This window comes from Devosia sp. A16 (assembly GCF_001402915.1).
Taxonomy (GTDB): domain Bacteria; phylum Pseudomonadota; class Alphaproteobacteria; order Rhizobiales; family Devosiaceae; genus Devosia_A.
On record NZ_CP012945.1, the window covers coordinates 2544588 to 2569674 of the forward strand.

A 25087-nucleotide genomic window follows, 5' to 3' on the forward strand; every position below is an offset into this window, starting at 1 on the left:
CCATGACGGATCGGGTCACAGTCGCCTTCATCTGGCTCGATCACGGCCGGGGCCTCGAGCCCCCGCGGCAACAGAGCACGGGCGCGGCGGGGGTCGATCTCCTCGCCGCGCTCGGCGCGTCCGAGATCATGACGATCGCGCCCGGCAAGCGGGCGCTGGTGCCGTCGGGCATGGCGATCGCGCTGCCCGCCGGCTACGAGGCGCAGGTGCGCCCTCGTTCCGGGCTCGCCGCCAGGCACGGGGTCACCGTGCTCAACTCGCCCGGCACCATCGACGCCGACTACCGCGGCGAGATCAAGGTCATCCTGATCAATCACGGCGATGCCCCATTCACCATCCAGCGCGGCGATCGCATCGCCCAGATGGTGGTGGCGCCGGTTTCCGGCATAGATTTCGAGTTGAGGGAGAACCTTGATGAGACGCAGCGTGGTGCAGGCGGTTTCGGTTCGACTGGCCGCTAGTCTTCTGGCCCTCGTCGCCGCGCCGGCTTTTGCCGGCGATGCGGCGAACTTTGCCGCCCTCGGCTTCTCCGCCGATGGCCGCTATTTCGGCTACGAGGAGTTCGGGGTGCAGGATGGCTCGGGCTTTCCCTATTCCAACATCTTCATCCTCGACGTCGCCCAGGACAAATGGGCCGGCGGCTCGCCCTTCCGCCTGACCCTCGAGGACGAGAGCTCGACGCTGGGCGCCGTGCGGACCGAGGCGATGGCCAAGGCCGCCAAGGCGTTCTCCGATCTTGCCATCAGCGAGCCGGCGGTGATCGAGGCGCTGAACGGCGACGGCGAAGTCGGCCATGACGGCGCCGGCATCACCTTCGGCGCCCGTGGCTTCGGCATGGATCCGCCACCCAACCCGGTAACGCTGAAGATCGAGAGCTTCGAATCGACTTCGACCGTCCCCTGCGTCGAGAGCTATGGTTTTTCGCCGCCGGTCGGCTTCGCGCTGACGCTCGAGGCGGACGGCAAGAGCACCGAGCTCCATCGCGACCAGAGCGTGCCCGCCTCGCGCAACTGTACGGTCGCCTATCGCCCCTACGGTATTGTCGCGCCGGTCAACTGGTCGTGGAACGCGCGCACCCCGGTGGCCATCATCTCGGTGTTCTCCCAGGGCTTCGAAGGGCCCGATCGCCGCTTCATCGCCATACCGGTTCCGGGGGTGAAGTGAGCGCCGCTCTCAGCCCCGAAGAGATCAGGCGCTACGCGCGCCACATCGTGCTGCGCGGGGTGGGCGGCGATGGCCAGCAGAAGCTGAAATCTGCGCGGGTGCTGGTGATCGGCGCGGGCGGGCTCGGCAGCCCGCTGATCGCCTACCTAGCCGCCGCCGGTGTCGGGACGCTCGGCGTCGTCGACCACGACACGGTGTCGCTCTCCAACCTGCAGCGCCAGATGATCCACCAATCGAACGGCATCGGCACTGCCAAGGCCGAAAGCGCCGGGGCGTTCGTCGCCGGGCTCAACGCCCATGTCGAGTATATCCCGCATATCGAACGCATCACCGCCGGGAACGCCGCCCGGCTGCTGGCCGGCTACCACATGGTGATCGACGGCACCGACAATTTCGGCACGCGCCAGATCGTCGCCGAGGCGGCCGAAGCGGCAGGAATTCCTCTGGTTTCGGGTGCCGTCTCGATGTTCGACGGCCAGGTCACGGTGTTCATGCCCGGCAACCGGCAGTTCCGTGACCTCTATCCCGACACCCCCGACGAAGCCGACCTGCCGTCCTGCGAAGTGGTCGGCGTCATCGGCGCGGTCACCGGCGTCATCGGAACCTTGATGGCGATGGAAGCGATCAAGCTGATCACCGGCGTCGGCGAACCCCTGGTCGGGCGACTGCTGCTTTACGATGGCCGCGCCGCCCGCTTTACCGAACTCACCTACTAGAGCCGGAGGGCCGAGGGAGGCGGTGCGTGCCGGAAGTCCTCGGCTGCCCTATGGGCGCTAAGTTTGTCCCACCCACCGGGTCATTCCCGCGCAAGCGGGAACCTCCGTTTTCTTGGGCCTGGCGCGATCGCAAAACGGAGTTCCCCGCTTGCGCGGGGATGACACCGAGTGTGGGGGACTTGCAGCGCCTCGGTTCGCCACCCATTGGGGGCGAGGGCGAGCGACTACCGCCCGCCTGCGATCTTGCGGTGACGCTGGTTCACCCCGCCCTTGCCATAGGGGTAGTCCGCCACCTCCGGCGCGCTGGCGTCGGTGAGTTGCTGCGCATGCTCGGCGTCGAGCCTGAGATCGGCGGCAGCGAGGTTGTCGGCCAGCTGCTCGCGGGTGCGGGCGCCGAGGATCACCGAGGTGACCGCCGGGCGGTCGGCCAGCCAGGCCAGTGCCACCTGCGCCATGGAAACCCCCAGCGCCTTGGCCACCGCTTCCACCGCCGCGATGATCCGCCAGGTCCGTTCCTGCTCGTTGCGCGGGCCATAGGACTCCTGCCCACGATTGGGATTCTCGCCCAGTCGCGTCGCGCCGGTCGGCAACTGGTCGCGCTTGTATTTGCCGGTCAGCCAGCCGCCGCCGAGCGGCGACCAGGGCAGGAGCCCGATATCGGCGTCGAGCGCCGCGGGGACGATCTCGTGCTCGATGTCGCGGACCAGCAGATTGTAATGCGGCTGCAGCGTGATCGGCGGGGCGAGGCCACCCGCTTTGGCGATCCAGGTTGCCTTGGTCAGCTGCCAGCCGATGAAGTTGGAAAAGCCGTAATAGCCGATCTTGCCGTTGCGGATCGCGTCGTCGAGGAACCTGAGCGTTTCCTCGAGCGGCGTCAGCGCGTCGAAGGCATGCATCTGGTAGAGGTCGATATGTTCGACCCCCAGCCGGCCCAGCGAGGCGTCGAGGGCCTGGTTGAGGTGGCGGCGCGACAGCCCCAGGTCGTTCGGCCCGCTGCCCATCGGAAAGCGCGCCTTGGTGGTGATGAGCACCTGCCTGGCCGCCTCCGGCCGGGCCTTCAGCCAGCGCCCGACGATTTCCTCCGAAGTGCCGGCCGAATAGACGTCGGCGGTATCGAGGAAATTGCCGCCCGCCGCCACATAGTCGTCCATCAGCTGGAACGACGTCGCCTCGTCCGCCTCGGCGCCGAACGTCATGGTACCCAGCGTCTGGGTGGAAACGACGGCGCCGCTATTGCCGAGCTTGCGATACTGCATGATTTCCCTCGATCGATTGAATCGCTTCAAGGGAGTTCATAGTCGTCAGGCGATGAAAGGTCGAGTGAACAATGGATGAAGGCGAAGGCGTGCTGACTGAGAGAGACGGCCCCCTCCCGGCAGGTGAAGACTCGAGGCTCTGTCTACGATCGTGCCAAACGCACCGGCGGAGCACCTCCCCCCTTGTGGGGGAGGATGGGAGGGGGCCGTCTCTCTCAGTCCGCCCCCTTACCCCTCGATTTCCTCGCGCAGCGCTTCCAGTTCCAGCCACTCGTCCTCGGCTTTGCTCAGGGCTGCCTGGGCCTTTTCCAGCGCCTTGCCGGTCTCGGTGAACTTTTGCGGATCGCGGGCGTAGAGGCTACCATCGGCCAGCAGCGCGTTGAGCTTGCCGATCTCGGCTTCGAGCTTCCCGATTTCCTTGGGCAAAGTCTCGAGCGCATGCTTCTGCTTGAAGCTGAGCTTCTGCTTCTGCGCCGGCGCGGCCACTGGAGACGGAGTCGCGCGCTCGGCTTTCGGCTTGGGCGCGCTGGCCGGCGCAGTAACGCCATAGCCCCGCTGGCTCACCATGTCGGAATAGCCGCCCGGATACTCGGTCCACTGCCCGCCGCCGTCCGAAACCACCACGGAGGTCGCGACGCGATCGAGGAAGTCGCGGTCATGGCTGACGACGATCACCGTGCCCGGATAATCGGCCAGCATCTCCTGCAGCAGGTCGAGCGTTTCGAGGTCGAGATCGTTGGTCGGCTCGTCCAGCACCAGCACGTTCGAGGGCAGCGACAAGACGCGCGCCAGCACCAGCCGGCCGCGCTCGCCACCCGACAGCTTGCTGACCGCCGTGCCGGCCTGCTCGGGGCCGAACAGGAAGTCCTTGAGGTAGCCCATGAAGTGCTTGGGCTGCCCGTTGATGACGAGAGTGTCCGAGCCGCCGCCGGTCACCGCTTCCTTGAGCGTCATGTCGGCGCTGAGCGTGGCGCGCCGCTGGTCGAGGCTCGCGAGCTCGAGGTTGGCGCCGAGCCGCACCGTGCCGCTGTCGGGGGGCAGCTCGCCGGTGAGCAGCTTTATCAGCGTGGTCTTGCCCGCGCCATTGGCGCCGATGATGCCGAGCCGGTCGCCGCGGATCACCCGGGTGGTGAAATCCTTGACGATAATGCGCTCGCCATAGGCCTTGGAGATGTCCTTGGCCTCGATCACCATTTTGCCGGAGGTCTCGCCTTCGGCCACCGAGATCTTCACCTCGCCGACCGAGCGCTTGAGGTCGCGGCGCTCCTGGCGCAGCGCGAACAGCCCGTCGAGCCGGCGCACATTGCGCTTGCGCCGGGCGGTGACGCCATAGGTCAGCCAGTGCTCCTCGCGCACGATCTGCCGGTCGAGCTTGTGCCGGGCAGTTTCCTCTTCCTCCAGCACCTGGTCGCGCCACTCCTCGAAGCTGCCGAACCCCTTGTCGAGGCGACGGGTGACGCCGCGGTCGAGCCAGACCGTCGAGCGGGTAAGGTCGGCGAGGAAACGCCGATCGTGACTGATGATCACCAGCGCCGAGCGGATGCTGGAGAGTTCGTTTTCCAGCCACTCGATGGCCGGCAGGTCCAGATGGTTGGTCGGCTCGTCGAGCAGGATAATGTCGGGCTCGGGCGCCAGCACCCGCGCCAGCGCGGCACGGCGGGCCTCGCCGCCGGAGAGGCGCTGCGGCTCTTCGGCGCCGGTGAGGCCGAGCGCATTGAGCAGGTAGGTGGCGCGATAGTGGTCGTCGCCGGCCTGCATGCCGGCTTCGACATAGGCGAGGACGTTCGGATAGGCCGAGAGGTCCGGTTCCTGCGGCAGGTAGCGGATGGTGGCCCCCGGCTGCAGGAAGCGCCGCCCGCCATCGGGCTCGATCTCGCCGGCGGCGATCTTCAACAGCGTCGATTTGCCCGAGCCGTTGCGGCCGACCAGCGCCACTTTCTCGCCCGGCAGCAGCGACAGTTCAGCTCCCTCGAGCAGCTCGCTGGAGCCCAGGCGCAGGCGGATTTGCTGCAGGAACAATATGGGCGCGGCGGCCATCGGCTAGTCCAGTTCAAGAGGTTCGGGGGCATAGAGCATGGGCGCGCCACGAGATCAACGCGGGGGCACGGCATGCCGGCGGAGCGGCGGATGAACCGGGCCTGAAACCGGGCGTCACAAGCCGTTCAACTGCGGCTTGGCAAAAGCGCCGGGCCTCGGGCTTCGGGGCACGCCGGGCAGGTTGGCCGAGGGCCCGTTTGGGTTCGAGCCCTTCGCTGCTTGCCGGCAATCCCAGAGAGAGACTGGGTTCCGCCGCACGATCAACGCCCTTCGGGTCGGGCGCGTGTGGCGAAAGGGCGGATGCCGGACGGTTGGAGTCGGTCCGGCATCCGCCGCTAGGTGTCCGAGTCACGAGCTTCCGTCTGCCTCGCCCCCACCCGGTGAGAGTCGCGGGCAAATGGGCGCGAGGAGAGCTTCCGCTCGGCTCAGTGCGCTGCCTCGCGGATCAGCACTGGTTCCATGTCTTCGAACTTGAGGCCGAGCCGCTCGCGCAGCGACCGGCGCTTACTGGCGAGGTCGGCGATGGTGTAGCTCTCGAGCACGTTGAAGAATGCCCCCAGCGCTTCGCGCAGCGCCGCATTGACGTCGCAGCTCTCGGCCAGCGGGCAGGTCACGTCGCCATCCTCGAAGCACTCGGCCATCGAGAAACTCTCCTCGGTGAGGCGGACGGTGTCGAGCAGGGTGATCTCGTCGGCCGGACGGCCGAGCTTGATGCCGCCGCGACGACCGCGCACCGTCTCGAGCAGGCCGTTCTCGACCAAGGGCTTGATCAGCTTGAACAGGAACAGTTCCGAAATCGCGTGCGCCCTGGCGATGTCGGCGACCCGGCTGAGCCCGGGCTCGTTCACCGCACAATAGATCAGCGTGCGAATGGCATAGTTGGACTGGCGAGTCAGTCTCATCGAATCTCCGATTCGGCGCGTCGCGCCGACTTCTTGCTGCTTCCCCACGCAAGGGCCCGGATTTTCGCGGGAGCCCCCGCGGCTGGATGGGGTCTGGAACCGCCACACTTTATAACGGTTCTAAACTTAGTCAAGAAAACATGACGCCAGCGTTCAGGATTGTGCGGCAGCTCTGGATGTGCGGACGGGAGATCGCCCGCCCGCACAGGTGATCACTTGTCCAGATAGGGCCGGTGCAGCGCCAGGTCGGGCTCGCCGAGCCGGTCCTGCGCGGTGAAGCTCTGGTGCCAGTAAGGGTAGGGCAGGTTCGGTTGGCTGACGGCATCGAGCCTCTGCAGCTCTTCGGCCGTGAGTGTCAGTTGGGCCGCTTTGAGATTGTCCTCGAACTGGCCGATATTGCGCCCGCCGATGATCACCGAGGCGACGATCGGTTTCGACAGCAGCCAGGCCAGCGACACCTGCGCGCCGGACACGCCATGTGCCCCAGCGATGTCGTTGACCACGTCGACGATCTTCCACAGATGCTCGGGATCGTAGATCGGCGGCTCCTTGAAGCCGCGCACCTGCCGCCCGTCGCTGGGCTTTGAATTGCGGGTGTACTTGCCCGACAGCCACCCGCCTGCGAGCGGCGACCACACCAGCACCGAGACGCCCTGGTCGAGCCCGGCCGGGATCAGCTCGAACTCGGCCTCGCGCGAATGCAGGGTGTAGTGGATCTGCTGCGAAACGAAGCGCTGGTAGTTGCGCTCGTTGGACACCGCGAGCGCCTTCATCAGGTGCCAGGCCGAATAGTTCGAGCAGCCGATATAGCGGACCTTGCCGGAGCGGATCAGCGTGTCGAGCGCCTCCAGCGTTTCCTCGAGCGGCGTCTGCCCGTCCCACTCGTGCACCTGGTAGAGGTCGATGACGTCGGTCTTCATTCGCTTCAGCGACGCTTCCGCCTCGCGGATGATGTGCCAGCGGCTGAGCCCCCGATCGTTCGGCCCCTTGCCCCGGGGAAAACGCACCTTGGTGGCGATCAGCAGCCGGTCGCGGCGGCCGTCGGTCAGTGCCTCGCCGATGATCGTCTCGGAGACGCTTCCCGAATAGACGTTGGCGGTGTCGATCAGGTTGACGCCGTGGTCTAGGCAAAGGTCGATCTGGCGTTGCGCCTCCTTGACGTTGGTATCGCCCCACAACCCGTCGCCGCCGAACGTCGCCGTGCCGATCGACAGCGACGACACCTTGAGGCCGGAACGGCCGAGCAATCGATAGTCCATGCTACCCTCCAGAAAATCTCGGCGCGGACCCTAAAGCGCTTTCAGCAAACCGAGAAGACCTGCCCGATGACGATGAGGGTGGCGGCACCCGAAGCGGCCGATCTGGCAGCGGCATTCGAGTTAACAAACTGCTACGCGCGTCGTCAGGCAACCGTCAGCACCACCGGCTCATGCTGCAGCTCGGAGGTGATGAGGGTGGTCGCTTACATTGTGCAGTTGCCGAAGGGCGACATCAGGCGCTTCCGCATGTTCAGCAACCTCGTGCTGCAGTGCGAGGAGATGCCCGGCATCGTCAGTATGCAGCCTGGTTTCGCCGTGCGGTTGATGCGAGCCAAACCCCAGATGGCTGCGATCATGGGGCAAATGTTCTCGACCTGGCGGATAGAGCCGCTCACCCAGACGGCCCGCCCGTCCTCAGGCCGGCCAGTGCTGCTGGACCTGCCCATCCTCGCTCTCGAGAAAGACCCGGTTGTTGCCTCCGGTCCTGCGGGCCATGTCGACCGCAGCGCGGACGGCGCGATCCAGCGTTGAGTGGCTGGCGAGGACGGTCGGCCCGACGCTCAGCATCCAGCGGCCGTGACTGGGAGACACGAGAAATCGGAGTGGCTGCATCATCTGCGCGTCGCCCGTCCTGTTGTCAGAACCCAAGCGTGCGGCATGTCCCGTTATCGGCTCGTTAACCGTCCGGTCGGTCAGGACACCACGGTGATCTTCTCGCTGGCGCGGGTGACGCCCGTGTAGAGCCAGCGCTGCCGGTCCTCGCGGAAGACGTAGCTTTCGTCGAACAGGTAGACATTGTCCCACTGGCTGCCCTGCGCCTTGTGCACGGTAAGGCAGTAGCCGAAGGTGAACTCGTCGTACTGGCGGCGCTCCGGCCAGCTGAGCTGGTCTTCCTCGCCCGAAAAGAACGCCGCATGGGTCACCACCTTGGCTTGCGTCGCCTTGGCGCCAGTGACCTCATCTGGGTCGAGGGTCATCGAGTAGCGGGCATTGGAGCGCTTCTTCACTTCCGCCGCGGTCCAGATCTGGCCGTTGAGCAGCTTCTTGATCGGGTTGTTGCGCAGGCAGACCAGGCGGTCGCCGGAGACCGGCTCGTGCCGGGGTAGTTCCTTGATCTCGCGGATGCGGTCGTTATAGGCGACCCGCGTCTTGTTGCGGCCCGCCAGCACCTGGTCGGCCTGCATCACCGCATCGCGATCGACATCGGAGCGCGGGATCACGAGGCTTTCGCCATAGCGACCATGCTCGAGATAGCCGCCTTCGCGGATCTCCATCGACATGCGGATGATCGGATTATCCGCCGCCTGGCGGTGGATCTCGGTGAGCATGTAGTCGGGCTCGTCCGCGGTGAAGAAACCGGCGCCCTGCACCGGCGGCAGCTGGAACGGATCGCCCAGCACCAGCACCTTGGTGCCGAAGCTCAACAGGTCGCGGCCGAGCTGCTCGTCGACCATCGAGACTTCGTCGATGACGATCAGGTCGGCGGTCAGCGCCTCGCTCTCGGGGTCGAGCGCGAATTTCGGCTCGCCATCCTTCTCACTCACCAGCGCATAGATCAGCGAATGGATGGTCGAGGCGCCCCGCGCCCCATATTTGCGCATCACCATCGCCGCCTTGCCGGTGAAGGCGGCATACTTCACCGATTTCACCCCTTGCGCGAGATGCCGGGCGAGCGTCGACTTGCCGGTGCCGGCCCAGCCGAACAGCCGGAACACCTGCTTGCCGTCCTTGTCCTTCAGCCAGCGCGACACCGCCTGCAGCGCTTCATCCTGTTGCGGCGACCACTCCATCAGGCGATGCGCACCGTGACGGTGCCGATACCGGCGATCGAGCCTTCCAGCAGGTCGCCTTTCACCACGGCGGAGACCCCGGCGGGGGTGCCGGTGAAGATCAGGTCGCCCGGGAACAGTTCGAAATACTTCGAAAGCTCGGCGATAACGTGTGGCAGGTCCCAGGTCATGTCGGCGATGTCGGCCGACTGGCGGGTCTCGCCGTTGACGCGGAGCTCGATGGCGCCCTTGAGCGGGGTCGGAATCCCCTTGGCCGGCACCAGTGTGCCGATCGGAGCGGAATGGTCGAACCCCTTGGCCACTTCCCAGGGCTTGGCGCCCTTCTTAGCCCAGGCCTGCAGATCGCGGCGGGTCAGATCGATGCCCACCGCATAGCCCCAGACATGCCGCATCGCTTCGGCGACGGCGATGTTCCGGCCGCCGGTGCCGATGGCGGCAACCAGCTCGATCTCGTGGTGGTGGTTCTGCGTCTCGGACGGATAAGGGGAATCGGCGCCATCGATCACCAGCGCGTCGGCGGGTTTGGCAAAGAAGAACGGCGGCTCGGTATTGGGATCGTGCCCCATCTCGCGCGCATGCTCGGCATAGTTGCGGCCGACGCAATAGATGCGGCGGACCGGAAACAGCCCCCCGCCGGCGACGGGGACGGCGGGCTGCGGCGGCGGCGCGATAACGTAATCGGACATCGTGGTTCCCATGCTCTGAGGCGCGCACCCTAATCGAATCGGCCGTGGGACAAAATGAGAACTTTACCACATGCCAGGTTCGCTGGGGGCACCGCGATCCGCTGTTCGGAGCGCTTGACTTGCCATCGGCGGTAAGGCTCCGGTGGCGTGACTTCGAGGAGACCGCAGTGACCGCCATCGACCCGTTCGACATTCCCAACCTGGTGCCGGACTTCGAGGCCATCAAGGACGGCAACCTCGCCGCCAGTGCCCGGACCCGGGCGACGCTCAGGAGCCGCTTCGACCTCCGCTATGGCGACGGTCCGCGTCAGCGGCTCGACCTGTTCTTTCCCGAGCACGCCGAGGGTCCGCTGCCCATCCACATGTTCATCCACGGCGGCTACTGGTACCTCAACGACAAGGAGATGTTCACCTTCCCGGCCGAGACCATCACCCGCAACGGCGCCATCGCCGCGATCGTCGAGTACACGCTGATCCCCAACGCCCGGATGGCGCAACTGGTCGACGAGGTGCGGCAGGCGGCGCGCTGGCTGGTGGCGAATGCTGCAAGTTTCGGTGGCGACCCCACGGCGTTCTCGGCTTCCGGTCATTCGGCCGGCGGGCATCTCGCGAGTTACCTCGCGGCCCGCGCCCCGCACGAGGCGCAGGCACCTGATATTCCGTTGAAGTCGCTGCTGCTGGTCTCCGGGCTCTATGACCTGCGGCCCATCACCACGAGCTACCTGCAGCCCGACCTGCAACTGACGGGCGAGGAGGTGGCGAGCTTCTCGCCGCTCGGTGCGGAGCAGATAGCGGGCCCGGAAGTCGTGGTGGCCGTCGGCCACAACGAGACCGAACCGTTCCACCTCCAGGCGCAGGATCTCTGCTATGCCGCCGGGCAGCGGGGGCTCGAATATCAGCGCATCACCCTGCCCGAACTCGACCACATGACCATCGTCCGCGACCTCGGCCGCCCCGAGAGCCGCATGGGCCGGATGCTGGCGGAGACAATTGCGGCTTCGCGGGGGTAGGTTGGAAGGCACTATTGGGCCACCCACTCGGTGTCATCCCAGCGAAAGCTGGGACCCATTTCACGGCCCGCGCTGGCGGATAGTTGGGTCCCTGCTTGCGCAGGGATGACACCGGGTGGAGGAGGCGAAGCGATAGCCACCCGCACCAAACTGTCGCGCTAGACCTCGATATCGAACACCAGCAGTCCCGTCACCCCGCCCTCCAGCGCCGCCACCAGCCGGGCTCCGGCCTGCTTGTGCATGGCATCAGCCAGATAGGCGTCGCGCGCCGCGACGTCAGGAAAATCCATGGTGAAGCCGTCGACGAAGCCCTGGTGCAGGCCCTCGGGCGAGACGTTCGGCCCATAACTCATGTGGTCGATGCGAAGATGCCCACCGAGCGCTGCAAGTTGCTCGTAGATCGCCTGCTTCTCGCTGGCCGGAACGTCGGCGCGAAACTTCAGGAACACGCAGTGTCGGATGCTCATCAGTAGGTGGTCCTGCCGCCCGAGAGGTCGAAGACCGAAGCGGTGGTAAAACTGTTCTCCTTCGACACCAGCCAGGCCACCATGTTGGCGAGCTCATCGACTTCGAGGAAGCGGCCGCGCGGAATGCGGCTCAGCATGTACTCGATGAATTCCTTGGTCACTTCCTTGAGGATGGCGGTATTGGCGACCGCCGGTGTGATGGCGTTGACCGCGATATCGTACTTGGCGACTTCCTTGCCCAGCGCCTTCACCAGCCCGAGCACGCCGGATTTCGAGGCGGCATAGGCGGCAGCATTGGGATTGCCTTCCTTGCCGGCGACCGACGAGATGTTGACGATGCGGCCATAGTTGCGGGCCTTCATCGCCGGGATCACCACCCGGTTGACGTAGAACGTGCCGTTGAGGTTGATCTCGATGACCCGCCGCCACTCGTCGAGCCCATATTCGTCGAGCGGCGCGTTCTTGCCGGCGATGCCGGCCGAATTGAGCAGGATCGAGACCGGACCGACCTCTTTCTCGACGGCCGCATGTGCCGCGGCGAGCCCGTCATAGTCGGTGATGTCGACGGTCTGGCTCGAGGCCGCGTCGCCCAGCAGCCCGACCGCCACCTTGAGCGCCTCGGCATCCCGGTCCCACAGGCTGACCTTGGCGCCCGAGGCGATGAAGCGCCTGGCGCAGGCCAACCCGAAGCCTGAGGCGCCGCCGGTGACCACGGCCACCTGCCCGTTGAGATCGATCTGGTTCACGTTGTTTCCCTCGTTGCCGCTTCCGGCTGTTCCTCGCTGCCAGAACTAACATGTTAGTTTCGTGGCGGCCAGTCACCCCGAATTCAGGCCCGCGACGATCAAGACGATTGCCGCGCAAGGCGCTGTCGTGTGAGGGTAATTTACGGCAGGTAACACGGGGGCAGGGGGCTGCCCTCGGCCGGCCGACGCGAGGCATGACGCGCCATGGCCTACAAACCCTTCGATGCCGATGCGCTGATCGATGCCGCGGCGCCGCTGCTGCAATTGCGCATCGCGCCCGAGCACCGGGCCGGCATCAAGCTGAACCTGAAGACCGCTTCGAAAATGGCGGCGCTGGTCGAGCAGATCAGGCTCGACGACGACGCCGAACCGGCCCCGGTCTATCGCGCATGAGGGCGACCGCCGACGCCACCGAGATCGCCGACGCCGTCAAGGCCGGGCAGGTCACGGCACGCGCCGTCACTGAAGCAGCGCTCAAGCGGATCGAACGGCACAATCCGATGCTGGGCGCCTTTACCGAGGTGACGGCGGAACGGGCGCTGGAACAGGCCGACCTGGTCGATGGCAAGATTCGCAACGCGGTCGATCCCGGCCCGCTTGCCGGCGTGCCGTTCGCGGCCAAGAACCTCTACGACATCAGGGGTATCGCTACCCGCGCCGGCTCGAAGATCAACCGCGACGATCCACCGGCGGCGCAGGACGCCACGCTCATCTCCCGTCTCGAAGCGGCCGGTGCCGTGCTGCTCGGCGCCCTCAACATGGACGAATACGCCTACGGCTTCACCGGCGAGAACGCCCACGACGGCCCCTCGCGCAACCCGCACGGGCTCGACCACATGACCGGTGGTTCCTCGGCCGGCCCAGCGGCCGCGGTGGCCGGCGGGCTGGTGCCGCTGAGCCTCGGCTCCGATACCAACGGGTCGATCCGCGTGCCGGCCTCGTTCTGCGGACTGTTCGGGCTGAAGCCGACCTATGGCCGGCTGAGCCGGGCGCGGAGCTTCCCCTTCGTTTCGAGCCTCGACCACCTCGGCCCATTCGCCCGTTCGGCGCGTGACCTGGCGCTCGCCTATGACGTGATGCAGGGCTTCGACGAGGCCGATCCCGCCCAGACCAAGCGGGTGAACGAGCCGACTTCGGCGCGGCTCAAACACCCGATCCCCGGCCTCAGGATCGCGGTGGCAGGCGAATACTTCCTCGGCACGCCGGAAGTGCAGGCCGTGGTGCAGAAGGTCGCCAAGGCCCTCGAGGTGACCAAGACCGTCACCTTGCCCGACGCCCAGGCGGCGCGGGCCGCCGCCTTCCTCATCACCATGGCCGAGGGCGCCGCGCTGCATCTCGAGCGGCTGCGGGAAAGGCCCGACGATTTCGACCCGGAAGTGCGCGACCGGCTGCTGGCCGGCGCCATGCTGCCGGCCGTCTGGGTGGAGCGGGCGCAGAAGCTGCGCCGGGTGTTCCGCGACCGGGTTTTGCAACTGTTCGGCGGAGTCGACGCCATCCTCGCCCCGGCGACGCCGATGAAGGCGCCGCTGCTTGGCCAGAAGACCGCGATGTTCGGTGGCGTCGAGCTGCCGGTGCGTCCCAATCTCGGCATCTTCACCCAGCCGATCTCGTTCATCGGCCTGCCTGCCGTAACCGTGCCGGTCTGGCAATATGGCGAAGACCTGCCGCTCGGCGTCCAGGTGATCGCCGCTCCCTGGCGCGAGGACGTGTGCTTGAGGATCGCCCACCAGCTGGAAACGGCAGGAGTTTGCAAGGCGCCGGTGGCGCAGGGGTTTGCGGACTGAGTTGACCCGATTCACGTCGGTGCGGGCTGACCCCCACCCTTAATACCTCCCCGCAAGGGGGAGAGAGACGCTTGCTGCGATGTCGGTGTTAGGGTCTCCCTCCCCCTTGCGGGGAGGGGACAGGGGTGGGGGGCAGCCCGCACCGGCCCAGCGGATTGACTTGCCTTAGGCCGTCCAGCCGCCGTCGATGATCTGCACCTGGCCGGTGGTGTACGTCGCGCCGGCAAGATAGACGGCGAGGTCGGCGACTTCTTCCGGCTGGCCGATGCGGCCGATCGGCTGGCGGGCGATGAAGGCTTTCTTGGCCGCTTCGAAATCGCCGGTGGCGTGCCAGCGCTCGTGCAGCGACGGCGATTCCACCGTGCCCGGGCAGATGGCGTTCACCCGGATGCCCTTGTCGGTGTAATCGGCGGCCATCGACTTGGTGAGCCCGACCACTGCGGCCTTCGAAATGGTATAGGCGGCACGGTTCGGCACGGCGGTGACCGACGAGGCGACGGTCGCCATGTTGATGATGCAGCCGTCCTTGCGCTCCAGCATCTGCGGCAGCACGGCCTTGATGGCGCGGATCTGCGCCCAGACATTGAGGTCGAAGGCGAATTCGAGGTCCTTGTCGGGCATCTCGAGGATGGTGCCCGACTGCACCACGCCGGCGCAGTTGAACAGGATGTCGATGCGGCCGATCTCGGCCACCGCCTTGTTCACGTCCTCGGTGCTGAGCACGTTGAGCACGCGGGTGGTGACGCCGGGGGTGCCGTCGAGCTCCTTGAGCTTGGCCGCGTTGATGTCGGTGGCGATCACCTTGGCGCCGGCCTTGACGAAGGCATGCACCGAAGCGAGGCCGATGCCCTGCGCCGCGGCGGTGATGAGAACGATCTTGCCGCTGATATCGGCCATGGAAATCTCCTAGAGATGGATCGAGTGCGAGCCTTCGACGGTCATCCGCTCGATAGCGTCGAAATCCCAGGCGATGCCCAGGCCCGGTTTTGAAGACGGGATGGCCTTACCATCCCGGATGGTCATCCGTTCAGTCGTCAATTGGTCTAGCTGCGGGATGTATTCGACCCAGCGGCCGTTGGGGATGGCGGCGCAGAGCCCGACATGCAGTTCCATCAGGAAATGCGGGCAGACCGCGATGTTGAAGGCCTCGGCCATGTGCGCCACCTTGAGCCAGGGGGTGATGCCGCCGACCCGGCCGACATCGACCTGAATGATCGAGCAGGCATGGCGCTCGAGATACTCGCGAAAATGCATCGCCGAGTAAAGGCTCTCGCCGATGGCGATCGGGATCGAGGTATGCTCGCAGAGCCGGGTGTGGCCCGAAATATCCTCGGCGGTCAGCGGCTCCTCGAACCAGCCGATATCGAGCGGCTCGTAGGCGCGGGCGCGGCGGATCGCCTCGTCGACATTGAAGCGCTGGTTGGCGTCGGTGAAGATCTCGAAGCCGGGGCCGACCGCCTCGCGCACCGCCGAGATGCGGCGCACGTCTTCGTGGATCGGCCGGCCGACCTTCAGCTTGCAGCCGCCGAAGCCGTCTGCCTTGGCGCGCAGCGCATCTTCGATCAGCGCCGCCTCTTCGAGATGCAGCCAGCCGCCTTCGGTGGTGTAGAGCGGAATGGCGTCCTGTGCCCCGCCGGCAAGGATATGGAGCGGCAGCCCCAGCTTTCGCGCCTGGAGGTCCCACAATGCCGTGTCGATGGCGGCGAGCGCGATCGAGGTGATGGCGCCGGTGGTGGTGGCGTGGGTGAGGAACAGCAGGTCGCGCCAGATCTTTTCGATCTCGTTGGCCTCACGCCCGACAATGGCGGGCACCAGCGTGCGCTTCAGGAGCTCGACCACGGAATGGCCGCCGGTGCCGATGGTGTAGCTGTAGCCGGTGCCGGTCACCCCGTCCGCATCGGTGATGCGAACCATCGGGGTTTCCTGCGATACGAAGGACTGGATGGCGTCGACCCGCTTCACCTTGGGGACGAGGTCGACCATCAGCACTTCGACCCGCGCGATCCGCGCCATTGCTTCCTCCGAGGCTCGAATGCCGGCTGAATCCGGCTTGTTGTGCATATGTGAAAAGACTATTCGTGAGTAAGCACGAGAGGTTTGCGGCGTCAATCGCGCCGAAGGGAGGAGGGCGCGTGGCTCAGATCGAGGATCTTGAGAAGTACCGCGCCCCGGCCCTCGACAAGGGCCTGGATATCCTGGAATTGCTGGCCGCGACCGAAGAAAGTCTCAGCCAGGCCGAGATCGCCAAGGCGCTCGACCGCTCGCCCAATGAAATCTACCGCATGCTCGACCGGCTGGTGCGCCGCGGCTTCGTGCGCCGCACCCCGGCCGACCGCTACGAGGTGACGCTGAAGCTGTTCGAACTGGCGCATGCGCGCCCCCCGCTGCAGCGGCTGCTCAGCCAGGCCATGCCGGTGATGCGCCGTTTCGCCAGGGATGCGCAGCAGGCCTGCCACCTTGCCATCTACGATCGCGGCAACCTGGTGGTGGCGGCGCAGGTCGATGGCCCCGGTTACTGGAACGTTTCGGTACGGGTCGGCTCGCGCATCAGCCTGATCAATACCGGCTCCGGCCATGTGCTGCTCGCCTTTGCCGCGGCCGACGAACGGCGACTGATGCTGGAGGAGCAGGATCAGCCCGAGCACCTGACCCCGGCACTGGAGGAGCGGCTGACCCGGGTACGCCAGCAGGGTTTCGAGAATATGCAGAGCCTGCAGATCGCCGGGGTGAACAACCTGTCGGTGCCGATCCTGGGGCCGATGGGGCGCGTACTGGCGGTGTTCACCTGCCCCTATTCCGAGCGGCTGGACGTCAGGACAGCGCCGGGCTGCGACGCGGTTCTGCAATTACTGATCGCCTGCGGGCAGGAGATTTCGCAGCGGCGGGGGTGAGAGTCTGTCACGGCTTGGTCGAGAAACACCCTCCACGCTCGATGTCATCCCAGCGAAAGCTGGGAACCAACTCGCAGCCTGCGCCAGCGGAGAAATGGGTCCCAGCTTTCGCTGGGATGACACCGGTGGGTGGGAAAGGCCGTCTGCCTGACCAACGAGTTGCAAGGGAGAAACGAGACAATGAAGCGTTACGGGGCGGTGCTGGGGCTCAAGCCCGAGGCGGTGGCGGATTATGTGCGCGTGCATGCCGCGGTGTGGCCGGATGTGCTCAAGCAGATCAGGAACTCCAACATCCGCAACTACTCGATCTTTTTGAAGCAGCCGGAGAACCTGCTGTTCTCCTATTTCGAGTATGTCGGCACCGACTACGAGGCCGATATGGCGGCGATGGCCGCCGACCCGGTGACGCAGGAATGGTGGTCGGTCTGCATGCCAATGCAGTCGCCGCTGGAGACCCGCAAGCAAGGTGAGTGGTGGGCCTCGATCGACGAGGTGTTCCACACCGACTGAGCGCGGGTGTAACTGCGCCGCGCGCCGCCTTGAGGCAGAGGTGGCCTGAGGGTCGTTTGACTGTACCGAACTTCCTGATACAAACGCCCTTCAGCGTTTGGGAGCGTCACGATTCATGAGCCGCAACTTCCTGCTCATCGACCCCGAGGAGAGGCCGGAGGTGCTCAAGGCGCTCGCCTCCGAGGTTCGGGTCGCCATCCTCAAGCTGCTGCACGTGCAGGGGGCGATGAATGTCAACGACATCGCCGCCAAGCTGGGCCAGCCGCAATCGACGATCAGCTCGAACATGCAGACGCTGGTCGAAGCCGGACTCGTGCGCACCGAAACGCAGAAGGCCCGCAAGGGCAACCAGAAGATCTGCCACAGCCTGTTCGACGAAGTGCTGGTCATGTTCAAGGAGGATATCCGCCCCTTGAAGGCCAATGTCATCGAGGTGGCGATGCCGCTCGGGCTCTATACCAGCTGCGAAGTCTCGGCGCCGTGCGGGCTCTGCTCCACCGAGGGGATCATCGGGCTGCTCGATGTGCCCGATACCTTCCTCGATCCCGACCGCATGAAGACCGGGCTGATCTGGTTCACCCGCGGCTATGTCGAGTATCAGTTCCCCAACAATGCGCGGCTGGCGCAGCAGAAGATCACCTCGATGGAGTTCAGCCTCGAGCTGAGCTCGGAAGTGCCCGGCACCAGCGCCGACTGGCCGTCCGACATCACCGTGGCGGTCAACGGCCAGGACATCGGCACCTGGACCTCGCCCGGCGATTTCGGTGACAAGCGTGGCGTCTACACCCCGGACTGGTGGAAGCTGAAGGGCAGCCAGTACGGCAAGCTGAAGAGCTTCCGCGTCAACGGCAGCGGCACCTATGTCGACGGCATGAAGATCTCGCCGGTGTCGCTCAAGGACCTCGACCTCGATACCCATCACTCGATCCGGCTCCGGATCGGCGTGAAGGAAGAAGCCAAGCATCCGGGCGGCCTCAACATTTTCGGCCGCGGCTTCGGCAACTACGACCAGGACATCGTGCTCCGCCTTGAGACGGAGTGAAAACCAGGCGAATGGCGAATAGCCGATAGCGAGTAGGGCAAGGCGATCTCTCTGCGCCACTCGCTATTGGTTACTCACTCCTCGCTTCCCTCCCCTTGACGTTCCGCGACCGGTTCCATATCAAGCTAGGCGATATAAATCACCAAAGCTGGCGGCACGGAGGAGCGCATGCGGGCGACGGTAACGGCGCACAAGGACTATACCATCTCGAAGATCGACGACCGGGTGTACGGGGCCTTCCTCGAGCATCTCGGGCGCGCCATCTATACCGGCATCTACGAGCCCGACCACGCCACCGCCGACAAGAACGGCATGCGCGGCGACGTCGCCCAACTGGTGCGCGATCTCAAGGTGCCGATGGTCCGCTATCCCGGCGGCAACTTCGTCTCGGCCTATAACTGGGAGGATGGCGTCGGCCCGCGCGCCGAGCGCCCGACCCGGCTCGACCTCGCCTGGCATACTTCAGACAGCAATGCGGTGGGCGTGCACGAATTCGCCGATTGGTGCGATCTTGTCGATACCGACATGATGCTCGCCATCAACCTGGGCTCACGCGGCCTCGACGATGCCCGCAACTTCCTCGAATACGTCAATGGCCCGACCGGCTCGTACTGGGGCGATCTCAGGAAGAAGAACGGTCGCGCCGACCCGTTCAACGTCAAGCTCTGGTGCCTCGGCAACGAGATGGATGGGCCCTGGCAGGTCGGTCACAAGACCGCTCACGAATACGGGCGTCTTGCCAACGAAGTCGCCAAGACCATGCGCGCCTTCGACAAAAAGCTCGAGCTGATCGTCTGCGGTTCGTCGCACTCGGGGATGCCGACCTATCCCGATTGGGAGCGCGAGGTGCTCGAGCACACCTACGACAATGTCGACCACATTTCGCTGCACATGTATTTCGCCAACCGCGAGAACGAGCAGGCGCTGCTCGACGGGGCCGGCGCCGACGTGCTGGCGAAAAACACGGCCAACTACCTGGCGCTCAACGAGAAGCTGGACCGCTACATCGCCACGGTGGCCTCGACCATCGGCTTCGTGAAGGCCAAGAAGCGTTCCAGGCACGACGTCTATATCAGCTTTGACGAGTGGAACGTCTGGTACCATTCGAACAAGCAGGATCGGAAGATCCTCGACGGCAATGGCGGTTGGCCGCACGCGCCGCGTCTGCTCGAAGACATCTACAATTTCGAGGACGTGTTGCAGGTCGGCCTGATCCTCAACACCTTCATCCGCCGCTCCGACGTGGTGAAGCTCGCCTGCATCGCCCAGCTGGTGAACGTCATCGCGCCGATCATGACCGACCCCAAGGGGCAGGCCTGGCGGCAGACCATCTACTACCCCTACTACTTCGCCTCGATCTATGGCCGCGGCAGGGCGCTGCAGCTGGCGGTAAATACCCCCGGCTACGATTCCGAACACGGCGACAATATCGGCTACGTCGACGTCTCCGGCGTCCACAACGAAGAAGATGGCACCATCAGCTTCTTCGCGGTGAACCGCCATGCCAGCGAGACGATCGAGGTCGACCTCAGCCTCGAGGGCTTCGGCGCCGCGACGGTGATCGATCATCAGGTGATGACGCACGAGAACCTGCGCGCCGTGAACACGGCGACCGAGCAGACCAACGTCGCCCCGTCCAAGGGCAGCGGCGCCAAGGTCGACGGCAAGGTGCTGAGTGTCAAGCTCGCGCCCTACTCGTATCAGATGATCCGCGTGAAGGTCTGATCCCTTCGAGGTTCCGGTCCTCCCGGAAAAGTTCTCCGGCGCGTTGCTCCCACGATGCGCTGGAGAGCGCTGGCGCGCCGACGCCGGTGCGCGCGTTCCGGGGCGCGTCCGACTGACATCCGGGCTGGGCGGTGCCCGGTCCTGCCGTATGCCCCGTGTTGCCCCGACCTGCCCCGAGTGACCAGCTACGCTGCCGGCTGCGCCGCTCCTAGGCTGGCCCCGACTTTATCGGGTTTGGGCAGCAGCTATGAGTTACCTTGGGCGAGCAATGCGGCGCGGCGCGTTTGCCGCGCTGGCTATCGACCTCGCGATCGCGTCGGCGCCCGCAGCCGCCGTCGATGTCGAGATTTCCGCCAGCACCACCATGGGCGTCAATCTCAACCTTTACGCCGGCAGTACCGTCGATATCCTCTCCGGGGTCTCGGTCAGCAACACCCTGGGCGGGCCGACGGTCGGCGGCAGCGGAACCTGGACGCTGGGTAACCACGGCAGCGTCAGCGGACAGATCAAGCTCGACGGCGCCGGGTCGATGGTCACCAACTGGGGCCTCGTGAGCGGGGGCAACGCCATAACCCTGGTCGGCGGCGGCACGGTGGTCAACCAACTCGGCGCGACCATCAATGCCTCGAGCAGCGGCATCAGCATCGGCAAGTTCCCCAGCGGCGGCAATCCCGGGGTCGGTCCGGGCGTCGTCGTCAATGACGGGACCATCACCCAGGTGGTGTCGGGCGGCGACCTGGTCCTGCTGCAGTTCGGCGGTTCGGTCACCAACGGCGCCACCGGAGTGATCACCGGCGACAGTTCCGGCAACGCCGTCTCGATCGGCCAGGGCAGCGAGCGCATCGTCATCAACTCGGGCTCGATCATCAACACCCGCCAGACCGGCTTTTCGACCGGTGTGTTCGTGCAGGGTGGGCCGAGCACCGTCACCAACAATGTCGGCGGCGTCATCAAGGGCGGCTTCAACGGGGTCTATGCCAGCCTCACCTCGCCGCTGACCTTCACCAATGCCGGCATCATCGAGTCGACCGGCAGCAGCCTGAATGCCAAGGCGGTGGAGGCGACCGGCGGCGGCACCTTCGTCAATTCGGGCACCATTAAATCGGCTTCCGGCGATGGGCTCTATCTCAACGCCGCAGGTACGGTGACCAACTCCGGCACCATCACCGGGGCCGTCAACGCCATCAACTTCAACGGCAGCAGCACCCGCACGCTGAAGCTCGACACCGGCTCGGTGCTCAACGGACTGGTCAAGGGCGGCACCGGCGTCGACAACCTGATCCTGCTCGGTGCGGGCAGCGAAAGCGTCGCCAAATTCCTCAACTTCGAAACCCTGTCGATGCAGGGGAGCGCCTGGACCCTCAACAACACCGGCAGTTTTTCGACCAGCGCCGAGGTAGAGGGCGGCGTGCTGAATCTGCTGGGAACGTTGACCAGTCCGACGATCGACATCCGAACCCTGGGAACCATCAAGGGCACCGGCACCATGGTGGGGGCGGTGAAGAACGCCGGCACCGTCGATCTTACCGCCGGTACGCTGAACGTAACCGGCACCTACGCCAATGCGGCCGGCAGCACCTTTCTGGTCGGCGTCACCCCGGCGGCCGCCGCCGGTCAGCTCGCGGTTTCCGGCGCCGCCGCGCTGTCGGGCGGCACGGTCAGCGTCACCGCCAGTGGCGGTCCCTACGCACTGGGCACCGGCTATCAGATCCTCACCGCGTCGAGCGTCAGCGGCACCTTTGCCGACCTCGTCGACGACTCGGCCTTTCTCGAGTTCGTGCTCGACTACGACATACCCGGCGAGGTGTGGTTGCGCGTTTCGGCGATCGCCAACCTCCCGGTGATCGCCGAAACGCCAAACCAGTTCGCCACCGCGACGGCGCTGCAGGCCCAACCATCGAGCCCGCTGTTCGATGCCGTGGTGCCGCTCAACACCGCCGATGCGCTCGAAGCCTTCGACGACCTCTCGGGGGAGATCCATGCCTCGGTGCTGCGGGCCCTGGCCGATGCCGGCCGGCATCCGCGCGACGCGGCGTTCGACCGGGTGGATGCGGCATTCGCGGCCATCGCTCAAGGGCAGGTGGGCGCGCGCAACATCTGGGCCCGCGGCTATGGTGCTGCCGGCACGGTGGATGGCGACGGCAATGCCGCCGGGTTTGACTTCGGCAGCGGCGGGCTGCTGCTCGGCGCCGATAGCCTGGTGAGCCGCGACGTGTTCCTTGGCGTGCTGGCCGGCGTCGGTGGCGTGGCGGTCGACCTGCCGGCGCGGGACTCCCATGCGGACGCGACCAGCTACCAGCTCGGAATCTATGGCGGTGCGGCGCTCGGCCAGGTGCGGCTGGCGCTCGGCGCTGCGGTGACCAGCAACCAGGTGTCGGTGACGCGGAGCCCGAGCTTCACCGGCTTCAGCGAAACGCTGGACGCGGACTATGCGACTGCCACGGCACAGCTCTTCGGCGAGTTCGGCTATGCCTTCGAGCTCAGCGATCTCACGGTGACGCCGTTCGTCCGCGCAGCGCTGCTCGGCCAATCGGGCGGCCACTACCGCGAGCGTGGCGGCGATGCCGCACTGCACGGTGCGTCCGATGACATCGGCCGGGGGGTGGTGACTGCCGGCCTCCGGGCAACACGCCAATTCGCGCTCGGCGATGGCCTGCTGGTCGAGGCGCGCGGCGGCATCGCGCTGCAACGCACCGCCGGCGACCAGCCGGTAGCGACGCACAGTTTCGACGGTGGTGCGCCGTTCACCGTCAGCGGCGCGAAGCCAAACGAAACCGCGTTGCTGTTCGAGGCTGGGCTAGGGAGCGAACTGGCGCCCGGCGTGGGCCTCGATCTGGGCTACCAGGGCGAGTTTGGCAGTAGCCAATCTGGTCACGCGCTGAAGCTTACGCTTTCGGGCAAGTTCTGAGACGGGGCGTTAGGCCGGTGGCTGTGGACCCTCACCTCTGCTCCTGAAGAGGGGAGGGAGACGCAGTCTCGATAGCAGTGGGGGGGGCCCCCTCCCATTCTTGGGGGCAGCCCGCACCAGCGCCAGTTTGTTTCGCTTTTGTTCCTATGCTACAATAGCATGCAAACAAGGAACCATCTCATGGCCAATCGTGGCGGGAGCGCCGATCTGCCCTTGCATGGCGGCCGGGTGCCGAAATGGCTGAGCGAGCGCATGGCGCGGCTCGGCGCGGTGATCTGCCAGGCGATCGTCATGGAATATGGCCGCGACGAGCTGCTGAGCCGCTTGGCGCATCCCTTCTGGTTCCAGTCGTTCGGCGCTGTCATGGGGATGGATTGGCACTCCTCGGGCATCACCACCAGCGTGATCGGCGCATTGAAGGGCGGGCTCCGCCCGTTCGAGCGTGAACTCGGCTTGCACGTCTGTGGCGGGCGCGGCCGGCACTCGCGCAAGACGCCGGATGAACTGGTGGCGATCGGCAATCGCGTTGGCTTCGACGGCGCGGCCCTGGCCAAGGCCAGCCGGTTGGTGGCCAAGGTCGATAGCGCCGCGGTGCAGGATGGGTTCGAGCTCTATCTGCATGGTTTCATCGTCGCCGATGACGGCCATTGGGTGGTAGTGCAGCAGGGGATGAAGGGCGACGCCAAGACGGCGCGGCGCTATCACTGGCGTTCCGAGGGCCTGCGGAGCTTCGTCGAGCAGCCGCATGCGGCCATCGAGGGGGCGGGGCAGGGCACCATCGTCAACCTGACCGACGTCCGGGCGGCCCGCTCGCGCAGCTCGCAGGTCGATATCCTCGGCGACATGGGACCGGATGCCATCGTCCGCGAAGTCGGTCGCCTGGAGGGCATCGCCGAGCCGGCGCCGATCGAGGACGATCAACCGCTGCTGCCGCATCTGGTGATGCCCGAGCATCATGACATCCGCCCCAAGGATGTGATGCTGCGCCGGCTGCACGGCAGCCTCGCGGCAGCGGCCGACCAGGCGCCCGCCGACTTCACCGAGCTGCTGCTGGTGCCGGGCGTCGGTGCGCGCACCGTGCGGGCGCTGGCCCAGGTCGCCGAAGTGGTGCACGGCGCGCCGCATCGCTTCGCCGATCCGGCCCGCTTCGCCATGGCGCATGGCGGCAAGGACGCCCACCCGTTCCCGGTACCGCTGAAAGTCTACGACGAGACCATCCGGGTGCTGAAATCGGCGGTCGGCAAGGCGCGGCTCGGCCGCGACGAGGAACTCGACGCCATCCGCCGCCTCGACCGGCAATCGCGCCAGCTCGAAGCCGGCGCCACCGGCCCGAGCTTTCACGAGTTCATCGCCGAAGAGCGCCGCCGTGCGCCCGAATATGGCGGGCGGACGGTGTTCGACGACCTGCCAAGCGCTTATGCGCGGGCGAAGATGCGGGTTTAGCGAGACTGTATGTCCATCGACGACGGTCAGTTTGCCATCGTGTCGGCCGAGCAGCGGCCGGACCTGATACCGGCCTTCGGCGCACTTGCGGCGCCGGTCTGGCCGTCCTTCATCGATGGCGACCGGGCGGTGCTCGACCACTGGGATCGGCTCTTCGGCATGGGGCTGGCGCGATTCCAGTTCCTCATGCTGCGTGTGTCCGGTTCGGGCGCAGAGCAGGTCGTGGCGACGTCCAACGGCATTCCGTTCGTCTGGACGAGCCCCGACGACGACGCCTCCCTGCCGGACGATGGCTGGGATGCCGTGCTCGCGGCCGGTATCGAAGCCTTTGCCGCGGGCAGGACGGCCAACGCGCTCTCCGCCCTGTCCATCGTCGTCGCGCCGGCAATGCGAGGCTCGGCCCTCGCTGAGCGATTGCTGCTGAACATGAAGGATTGCGCCAGACAGAACGGCTTCGAAGCGCTGGTTGCCCCGGTGCGTCCCACGCGAAAATCGGCCTATCCACTGACCGCCTTCGAGGACTACCTGGGCTGGACGACCGATAGCGGCGCTCCCTTTGATCCGTGGGTGCGCAAGCATTGGCAACTGGGGCCCGGATCGTCAAAGTCGCGCCGCGTTCGATGACCGTGCTCGCTCCGTTGTCGCAATGGACAAGCTGGACCGGCATCCGGTTTCCAGTCTCGGGCCGATACCACCTGCCTGGTGGTCTTGCACCGCTCGTCGTAGATTGCCCTGCCGGAACTGGCCTCTA

The 25087-nt window shown here is 66.0% G+C and carries 24 protein-coding genes; 14 read left to right on the plus strand and 10 right to left on the minus strand.

The annotated features are described in order from the left end of the window. Nucleotides 1–2: 2 nt before the first annotated feature. Genes dut through APS40_RS12415 form a run of 3 tightly spaced genes read left to right on the plus strand, consistent with a single transcriptional unit; the run spans nucleotide 3 to nucleotide 1880 of the window. Nucleotides 3–461, plus strand: a complete 459-nt coding sequence (gene dut / locus APS40_RS12405; protein ID WP_055047346.1) for a dUTP diphosphatase — start codon at nucleotides 3–5, stop codon at nucleotides 459–461. Then, nucleotides 415–1164 carry a DUF2259 domain-containing protein gene (locus tag APS40_RS12410; protein ID WP_082434365.1) on the plus strand — a complete coding sequence of 250 codons (750 nt, stop codon included), beginning with the start codon at nucleotides 415–417 and terminating at the stop codon, nucleotides 1162–1164. The genes dut and APS40_RS12410 overlap by 47 nt, the downstream gene beginning before the upstream one ends. Then, a complete protein-coding gene (locus tag APS40_RS12415; RefSeq protein ID WP_055047348.1) occupies nucleotides 1161–1880 on the plus strand; it encodes a HesA/MoeB/ThiF family protein in 720 nt (239 codons plus the stop codon). The genes APS40_RS12410 and APS40_RS12415 overlap by 4 nt, the downstream gene beginning before the upstream one ends. 224 nt (nucleotides 1881–2104) lie before the next feature. Here the strand turns inward: APS40_RS12415 and APS40_RS12420 are convergent, their stop codons facing one another. The 4 genes from APS40_RS12420 to APS40_RS12435 all read right to left on the minus strand — a co-directional run bounded on the left by APS40_RS12420 (nucleotide 2105) and on the right by APS40_RS12435 (nucleotide 7334). Next, a complete protein-coding gene (locus tag APS40_RS12420; protein ID WP_055047349.1) occupies nucleotides 2105–3136 on the minus strand; it encodes an aldo/keto reductase in 1032 nt (343 codons plus the stop codon). Nucleotides 3137–3364: 228 nt separating this feature from the next. Continuing rightward, entirely contained in the window at nucleotides 3365–5173 is a 1809-nt protein-coding gene (locus APS40_RS12425; RefSeq protein ID WP_055047350.1) for an ABC-F family ATP-binding cassette domain-containing protein, read from the minus strand. 425 nt (nucleotides 5174–5598) lie between these two features. Continuing rightward, nucleotides 5599–6075, minus strand: a complete 477-nt coding sequence (gene rirA / locus APS40_RS12430; protein ID WP_055047351.1) for an iron-responsive transcriptional regulator RirA — start codon at nucleotides 6073–6075, stop codon at nucleotides 5599–5601. Nucleotides 6076–6287: 212 nt separating this feature from the next. Continuing rightward, complete coding sequence (locus APS40_RS12435; RefSeq protein ID WP_055047352.1) at nucleotides 6288–7334, minus strand: aldo/keto reductase; 1047 nt, start codon at nucleotides 7332–7334, stop codon at nucleotides 6288–6290. Nucleotides 7335–7400: 66 nt separating this feature from the next. On the opposite strand from APS40_RS12435, the gene APS40_RS12440 reads away from it, so the two are divergent. Then, on the plus strand, nucleotides 7401–7865 hold the full coding sequence (locus APS40_RS12440) for a hypothetical protein (RefSeq protein ID WP_055047353.1): 465 nt from the start codon (nucleotides 7401–7403) through the stop codon (nucleotides 7863–7865). A 161-nt stretch (nucleotides 7866–8026) separates the two neighbouring features. Here the strand turns inward: APS40_RS12440 and APS40_RS12445 are convergent, their stop codons facing one another. After that, nucleotides 8027–9124: an AAA family ATPase gene (locus APS40_RS12445; protein ID WP_055047354.1), complete on the minus strand. Its 1098-nt coding sequence runs from the start codon at nucleotides 9122–9124 to the stop codon at nucleotides 8027–8029. Beyond that, entirely contained in the window at nucleotides 9124–9810 is a 687-nt protein-coding gene (locus APS40_RS12450) for a fumarylacetoacetate hydrolase family protein (RefSeq protein ID WP_055047355.1), read from the minus strand. Before APS40_RS12450 ends, APS40_RS12445 begins: the two co-directional genes overlap by 1 nt. 167 nt (nucleotides 9811–9977) lie before the next feature. Between APS40_RS12450 and APS40_RS12455 the strand changes: the two genes are divergently transcribed. Then, on the plus strand, nucleotides 9978–10820 hold the full coding sequence (locus APS40_RS12455; protein WP_082434366.1) for an alpha/beta hydrolase: 843 nt from the start codon (nucleotides 9978–9980) through the stop codon (nucleotides 10818–10820). Nucleotides 10821–10978: 158 nt separating this feature from the next. Here APS40_RS12455 and APS40_RS12460 read toward each other — a convergent pair whose 3' ends face one another. Both APS40_RS12460 and APS40_RS12465 read right to left on the minus strand, forming a co-directional pair. Beyond that, the gene (locus APS40_RS12460; protein ID WP_055047356.1) at nucleotides 10979–11287 is read right to left on the minus strand and encodes a Dabb family protein; all 309 of its coding nucleotides are present in this window, start codon (nucleotides 11285–11287) and stop codon (nucleotides 10979–10981) included. Beyond that, entirely contained in the window at nucleotides 11287–12033 is a 747-nt protein-coding gene (locus APS40_RS12465; RefSeq protein WP_055047357.1) for an SDR family NAD(P)-dependent oxidoreductase, read from the minus strand. Before APS40_RS12465 ends, APS40_RS12460 begins: the two co-directional genes overlap by 1 nt. A gap of 204 nt (nucleotides 12034–12237) precedes the next feature. Between APS40_RS12465 and APS40_RS12470 the strand changes: the two genes are divergently transcribed. Both APS40_RS12470 and APS40_RS12475 read left to right on the plus strand, forming a co-directional pair. Continuing rightward, on the plus strand, nucleotides 12238–12426 hold the full coding sequence (locus APS40_RS12470) for a DUF4089 domain-containing protein (RefSeq protein ID WP_055047358.1): 189 nt from the start codon (nucleotides 12238–12240) through the stop codon (nucleotides 12424–12426). After that, a complete protein-coding gene (locus tag APS40_RS12475; RefSeq protein WP_055047359.1) occupies nucleotides 12423–13817 on the plus strand; it encodes an AtzE family amidohydrolase in 1395 nt (464 codons plus the stop codon). Before APS40_RS12470 ends, APS40_RS12475 begins: the two co-directional genes overlap by 4 nt. A gap of 165 nt (nucleotides 13818–13982) precedes the next feature. Here APS40_RS12475 and APS40_RS12480 read toward each other — a convergent pair whose 3' ends face one another. Both APS40_RS12480 and APS40_RS12485 read right to left on the minus strand, forming a co-directional pair. Next, a complete protein-coding gene (locus APS40_RS12480) occupies nucleotides 13983–14714 on the minus strand; it encodes an SDR family oxidoreductase (RefSeq protein WP_055047360.1) in 732 nt (243 codons plus the stop codon). Nucleotides 14715–14723: 9 nt separating this feature from the next. Then, nucleotides 14724–15830, minus strand: coding sequence for a mandelate racemase/muconate lactonizing enzyme family protein (locus APS40_RS12485; RefSeq protein ID WP_055047361.1), 1107 nt, complete (start codon nucleotides 15828–15830; stop codon nucleotides 14724–14726). Nucleotides 15831–15949: 119 nt separating this feature from the next. On the opposite strand from APS40_RS12485, the gene APS40_RS12490 reads away from it, so the two are divergent. From APS40_RS12490 to APS40_RS12520, 7 genes are all read left to right on the plus strand, one after another. Beyond that, complete coding sequence (locus tag APS40_RS12490; RefSeq protein ID WP_055047362.1) at nucleotides 15950–16708, plus strand: IclR family transcriptional regulator; 759 nt, start codon at nucleotides 15950–15952, stop codon at nucleotides 16706–16708. A gap of 180 nt (nucleotides 16709–16888) precedes the next feature. Further along, nucleotides 16889–17218 carry an L-rhamnose mutarotase gene (locus tag APS40_RS12495; protein ID WP_055047363.1) on the plus strand — a complete coding sequence of 110 codons (330 nt, stop codon included), beginning with the start codon at nucleotides 16889–16891 and terminating at the stop codon, nucleotides 17216–17218. Between the two features lie 115 nt (nucleotides 17219–17333). Continuing rightward, on the plus strand, nucleotides 17334–18260 hold the full coding sequence (locus tag APS40_RS12500) for an ArsR/SmtB family transcription factor (protein ID WP_055047364.1): 927 nt from the start codon (nucleotides 17334–17336) through the stop codon (nucleotides 18258–18260). Between the two features lie 168 nt (nucleotides 18261–18428). Next, on the plus strand, nucleotides 18429–19985 hold the full coding sequence (arfA, locus tag APS40_RS12505) for an arabinosylfuranosidase ArfA (RefSeq protein ID WP_055047365.1): 1557 nt from the start codon (nucleotides 18429–18431) through the stop codon (nucleotides 19983–19985). A gap of 268 nt (nucleotides 19986–20253) precedes the next feature. Then, nucleotides 20254–22893: an autotransporter outer membrane beta-barrel domain-containing protein gene (locus APS40_RS12510; RefSeq protein ID WP_055047366.1), complete on the plus strand. Its 2640-nt coding sequence runs from the start codon at nucleotides 20254–20256 to the stop codon at nucleotides 22891–22893. Between the two features lie 180 nt (nucleotides 22894–23073). Next, a complete protein-coding gene (locus tag APS40_RS12515; RefSeq protein ID WP_055047367.1) occupies nucleotides 23074–24336 on the plus strand; it encodes a DUF763 domain-containing protein in 1263 nt (420 codons plus the stop codon). 9 nt (nucleotides 24337–24345) lie between these two features. Next, nucleotides 24346–24960 carry a hypothetical protein gene (locus APS40_RS12520; protein ID WP_055047368.1) on the plus strand — a complete coding sequence of 205 codons (615 nt, stop codon included), beginning with the start codon at nucleotides 24346–24348 and terminating at the stop codon, nucleotides 24958–24960. Nucleotides 24961–25087 lie beyond the last annotated feature (127 nt).

Coding starts and splice junctions, on each gene's coding strand:
- dut (WP_055047346.1), top strand. CDS start 3: ATGACGGATCGGGTCACAGTCGCCTTCATCTGGCTCGATCACGGCCGG.
- APS40_RS12410 (WP_082434365.1), top strand. CDS start 415: ATGAGACGCAGCGTGGTGCAGGCGGTTTCGGTTCGACTGGCCGCTAGT.
- APS40_RS12420 (WP_055047349.1), bottom strand. CDS start 3,136: ATGCAGTATCGCAAGCTCGGCAATAGCGGCGCCGTCGTTTCCACCCAG.
- APS40_RS12425 (WP_055047350.1), bottom strand. CDS start 5,173: ATGGCCGCCGCGCCCATATTGTTCCTGCAGCAAATCCGCCTGCGCCTG.
- rirA (WP_055047351.1), bottom strand. CDS start 6,075: ATGAGACTGACTCGCCAGTCCAACTATGCCATTCGCACGCTGATCTAT.
- APS40_RS12435 (WP_055047352.1), bottom strand. CDS start 7,334: ATGGACTATCGATTGCTCGGCCGTTCCGGCCTCAAGGTGTCGTCGCTG.
- APS40_RS12440 (WP_055047353.1), top strand. CDS start 7,401: ATGACGATGAGGGTGGCGGCACCCGAAGCGGCCGATCTGGCAGCGGCA.
- APS40_RS12445 (WP_055047354.1), bottom strand. CDS start 9,124: ATGGAGTGGTCGCCGCAACAGGATGAAGCGCTGCAGGCGGTGTCGCGC.
- APS40_RS12450 (WP_055047355.1), bottom strand. CDS start 9,810: ATGTCCGATTACGTTATCGCGCCGCCGCCGCAGCCCGCCGTCCCCGTC.
- APS40_RS12460 (WP_055047356.1), bottom strand. CDS start 11,287: ATGAGCATCCGACACTGCGTGTTCCTGAAGTTTCGCGCCGACGTTCCG.
- APS40_RS12470 (WP_055047358.1), top strand. CDS start 12,238: ATGGCCTACAAACCCTTCGATGCCGATGCGCTGATCGATGCCGCGGCG.
- APS40_RS12475 (WP_055047359.1), top strand. CDS start 12,423: ATGAGGGCGACCGCCGACGCCACCGAGATCGCCGACGCCGTCAAGGCC.
- APS40_RS12480 (WP_055047360.1), bottom strand. CDS start 14,714: ATGGCCGATATCAGCGGCAAGATCGTTCTCATCACCGCCGCGGCGCAG.
- APS40_RS12485 (WP_055047361.1), bottom strand. CDS start 15,830: ATGGCGCGGATCGCGCGGGTCGAAGTGCTGATGGTCGACCTCGTCCCC.
- APS40_RS12495 (WP_055047363.1), top strand. CDS start 16,889: ATGAAGCGTTACGGGGCGGTGCTGGGGCTCAAGCCCGAGGCGGTGGCG.
- APS40_RS12500 (WP_055047364.1), top strand. CDS start 17,334: ATGAGCCGCAACTTCCTGCTCATCGACCCCGAGGAGAGGCCGGAGGTG.
- arfA (WP_055047365.1), top strand. CDS start 18,429: ATGCGGGCGACGGTAACGGCGCACAAGGACTATACCATCTCGAAGATC.
- APS40_RS12510 (WP_055047366.1), top strand. CDS start 20,254: ATGCGGCGCGGCGCGTTTGCCGCGCTGGCTATCGACCTCGCGATCGCG.
- APS40_RS12515 (WP_055047367.1), top strand. CDS start 23,074: ATGGCCAATCGTGGCGGGAGCGCCGATCTGCCCTTGCATGGCGGCCGG.
- APS40_RS12520 (WP_055047368.1), top strand. CDS start 24,346: ATGTCCATCGACGACGGTCAGTTTGCCATCGTGTCGGCCGAGCAGCGG.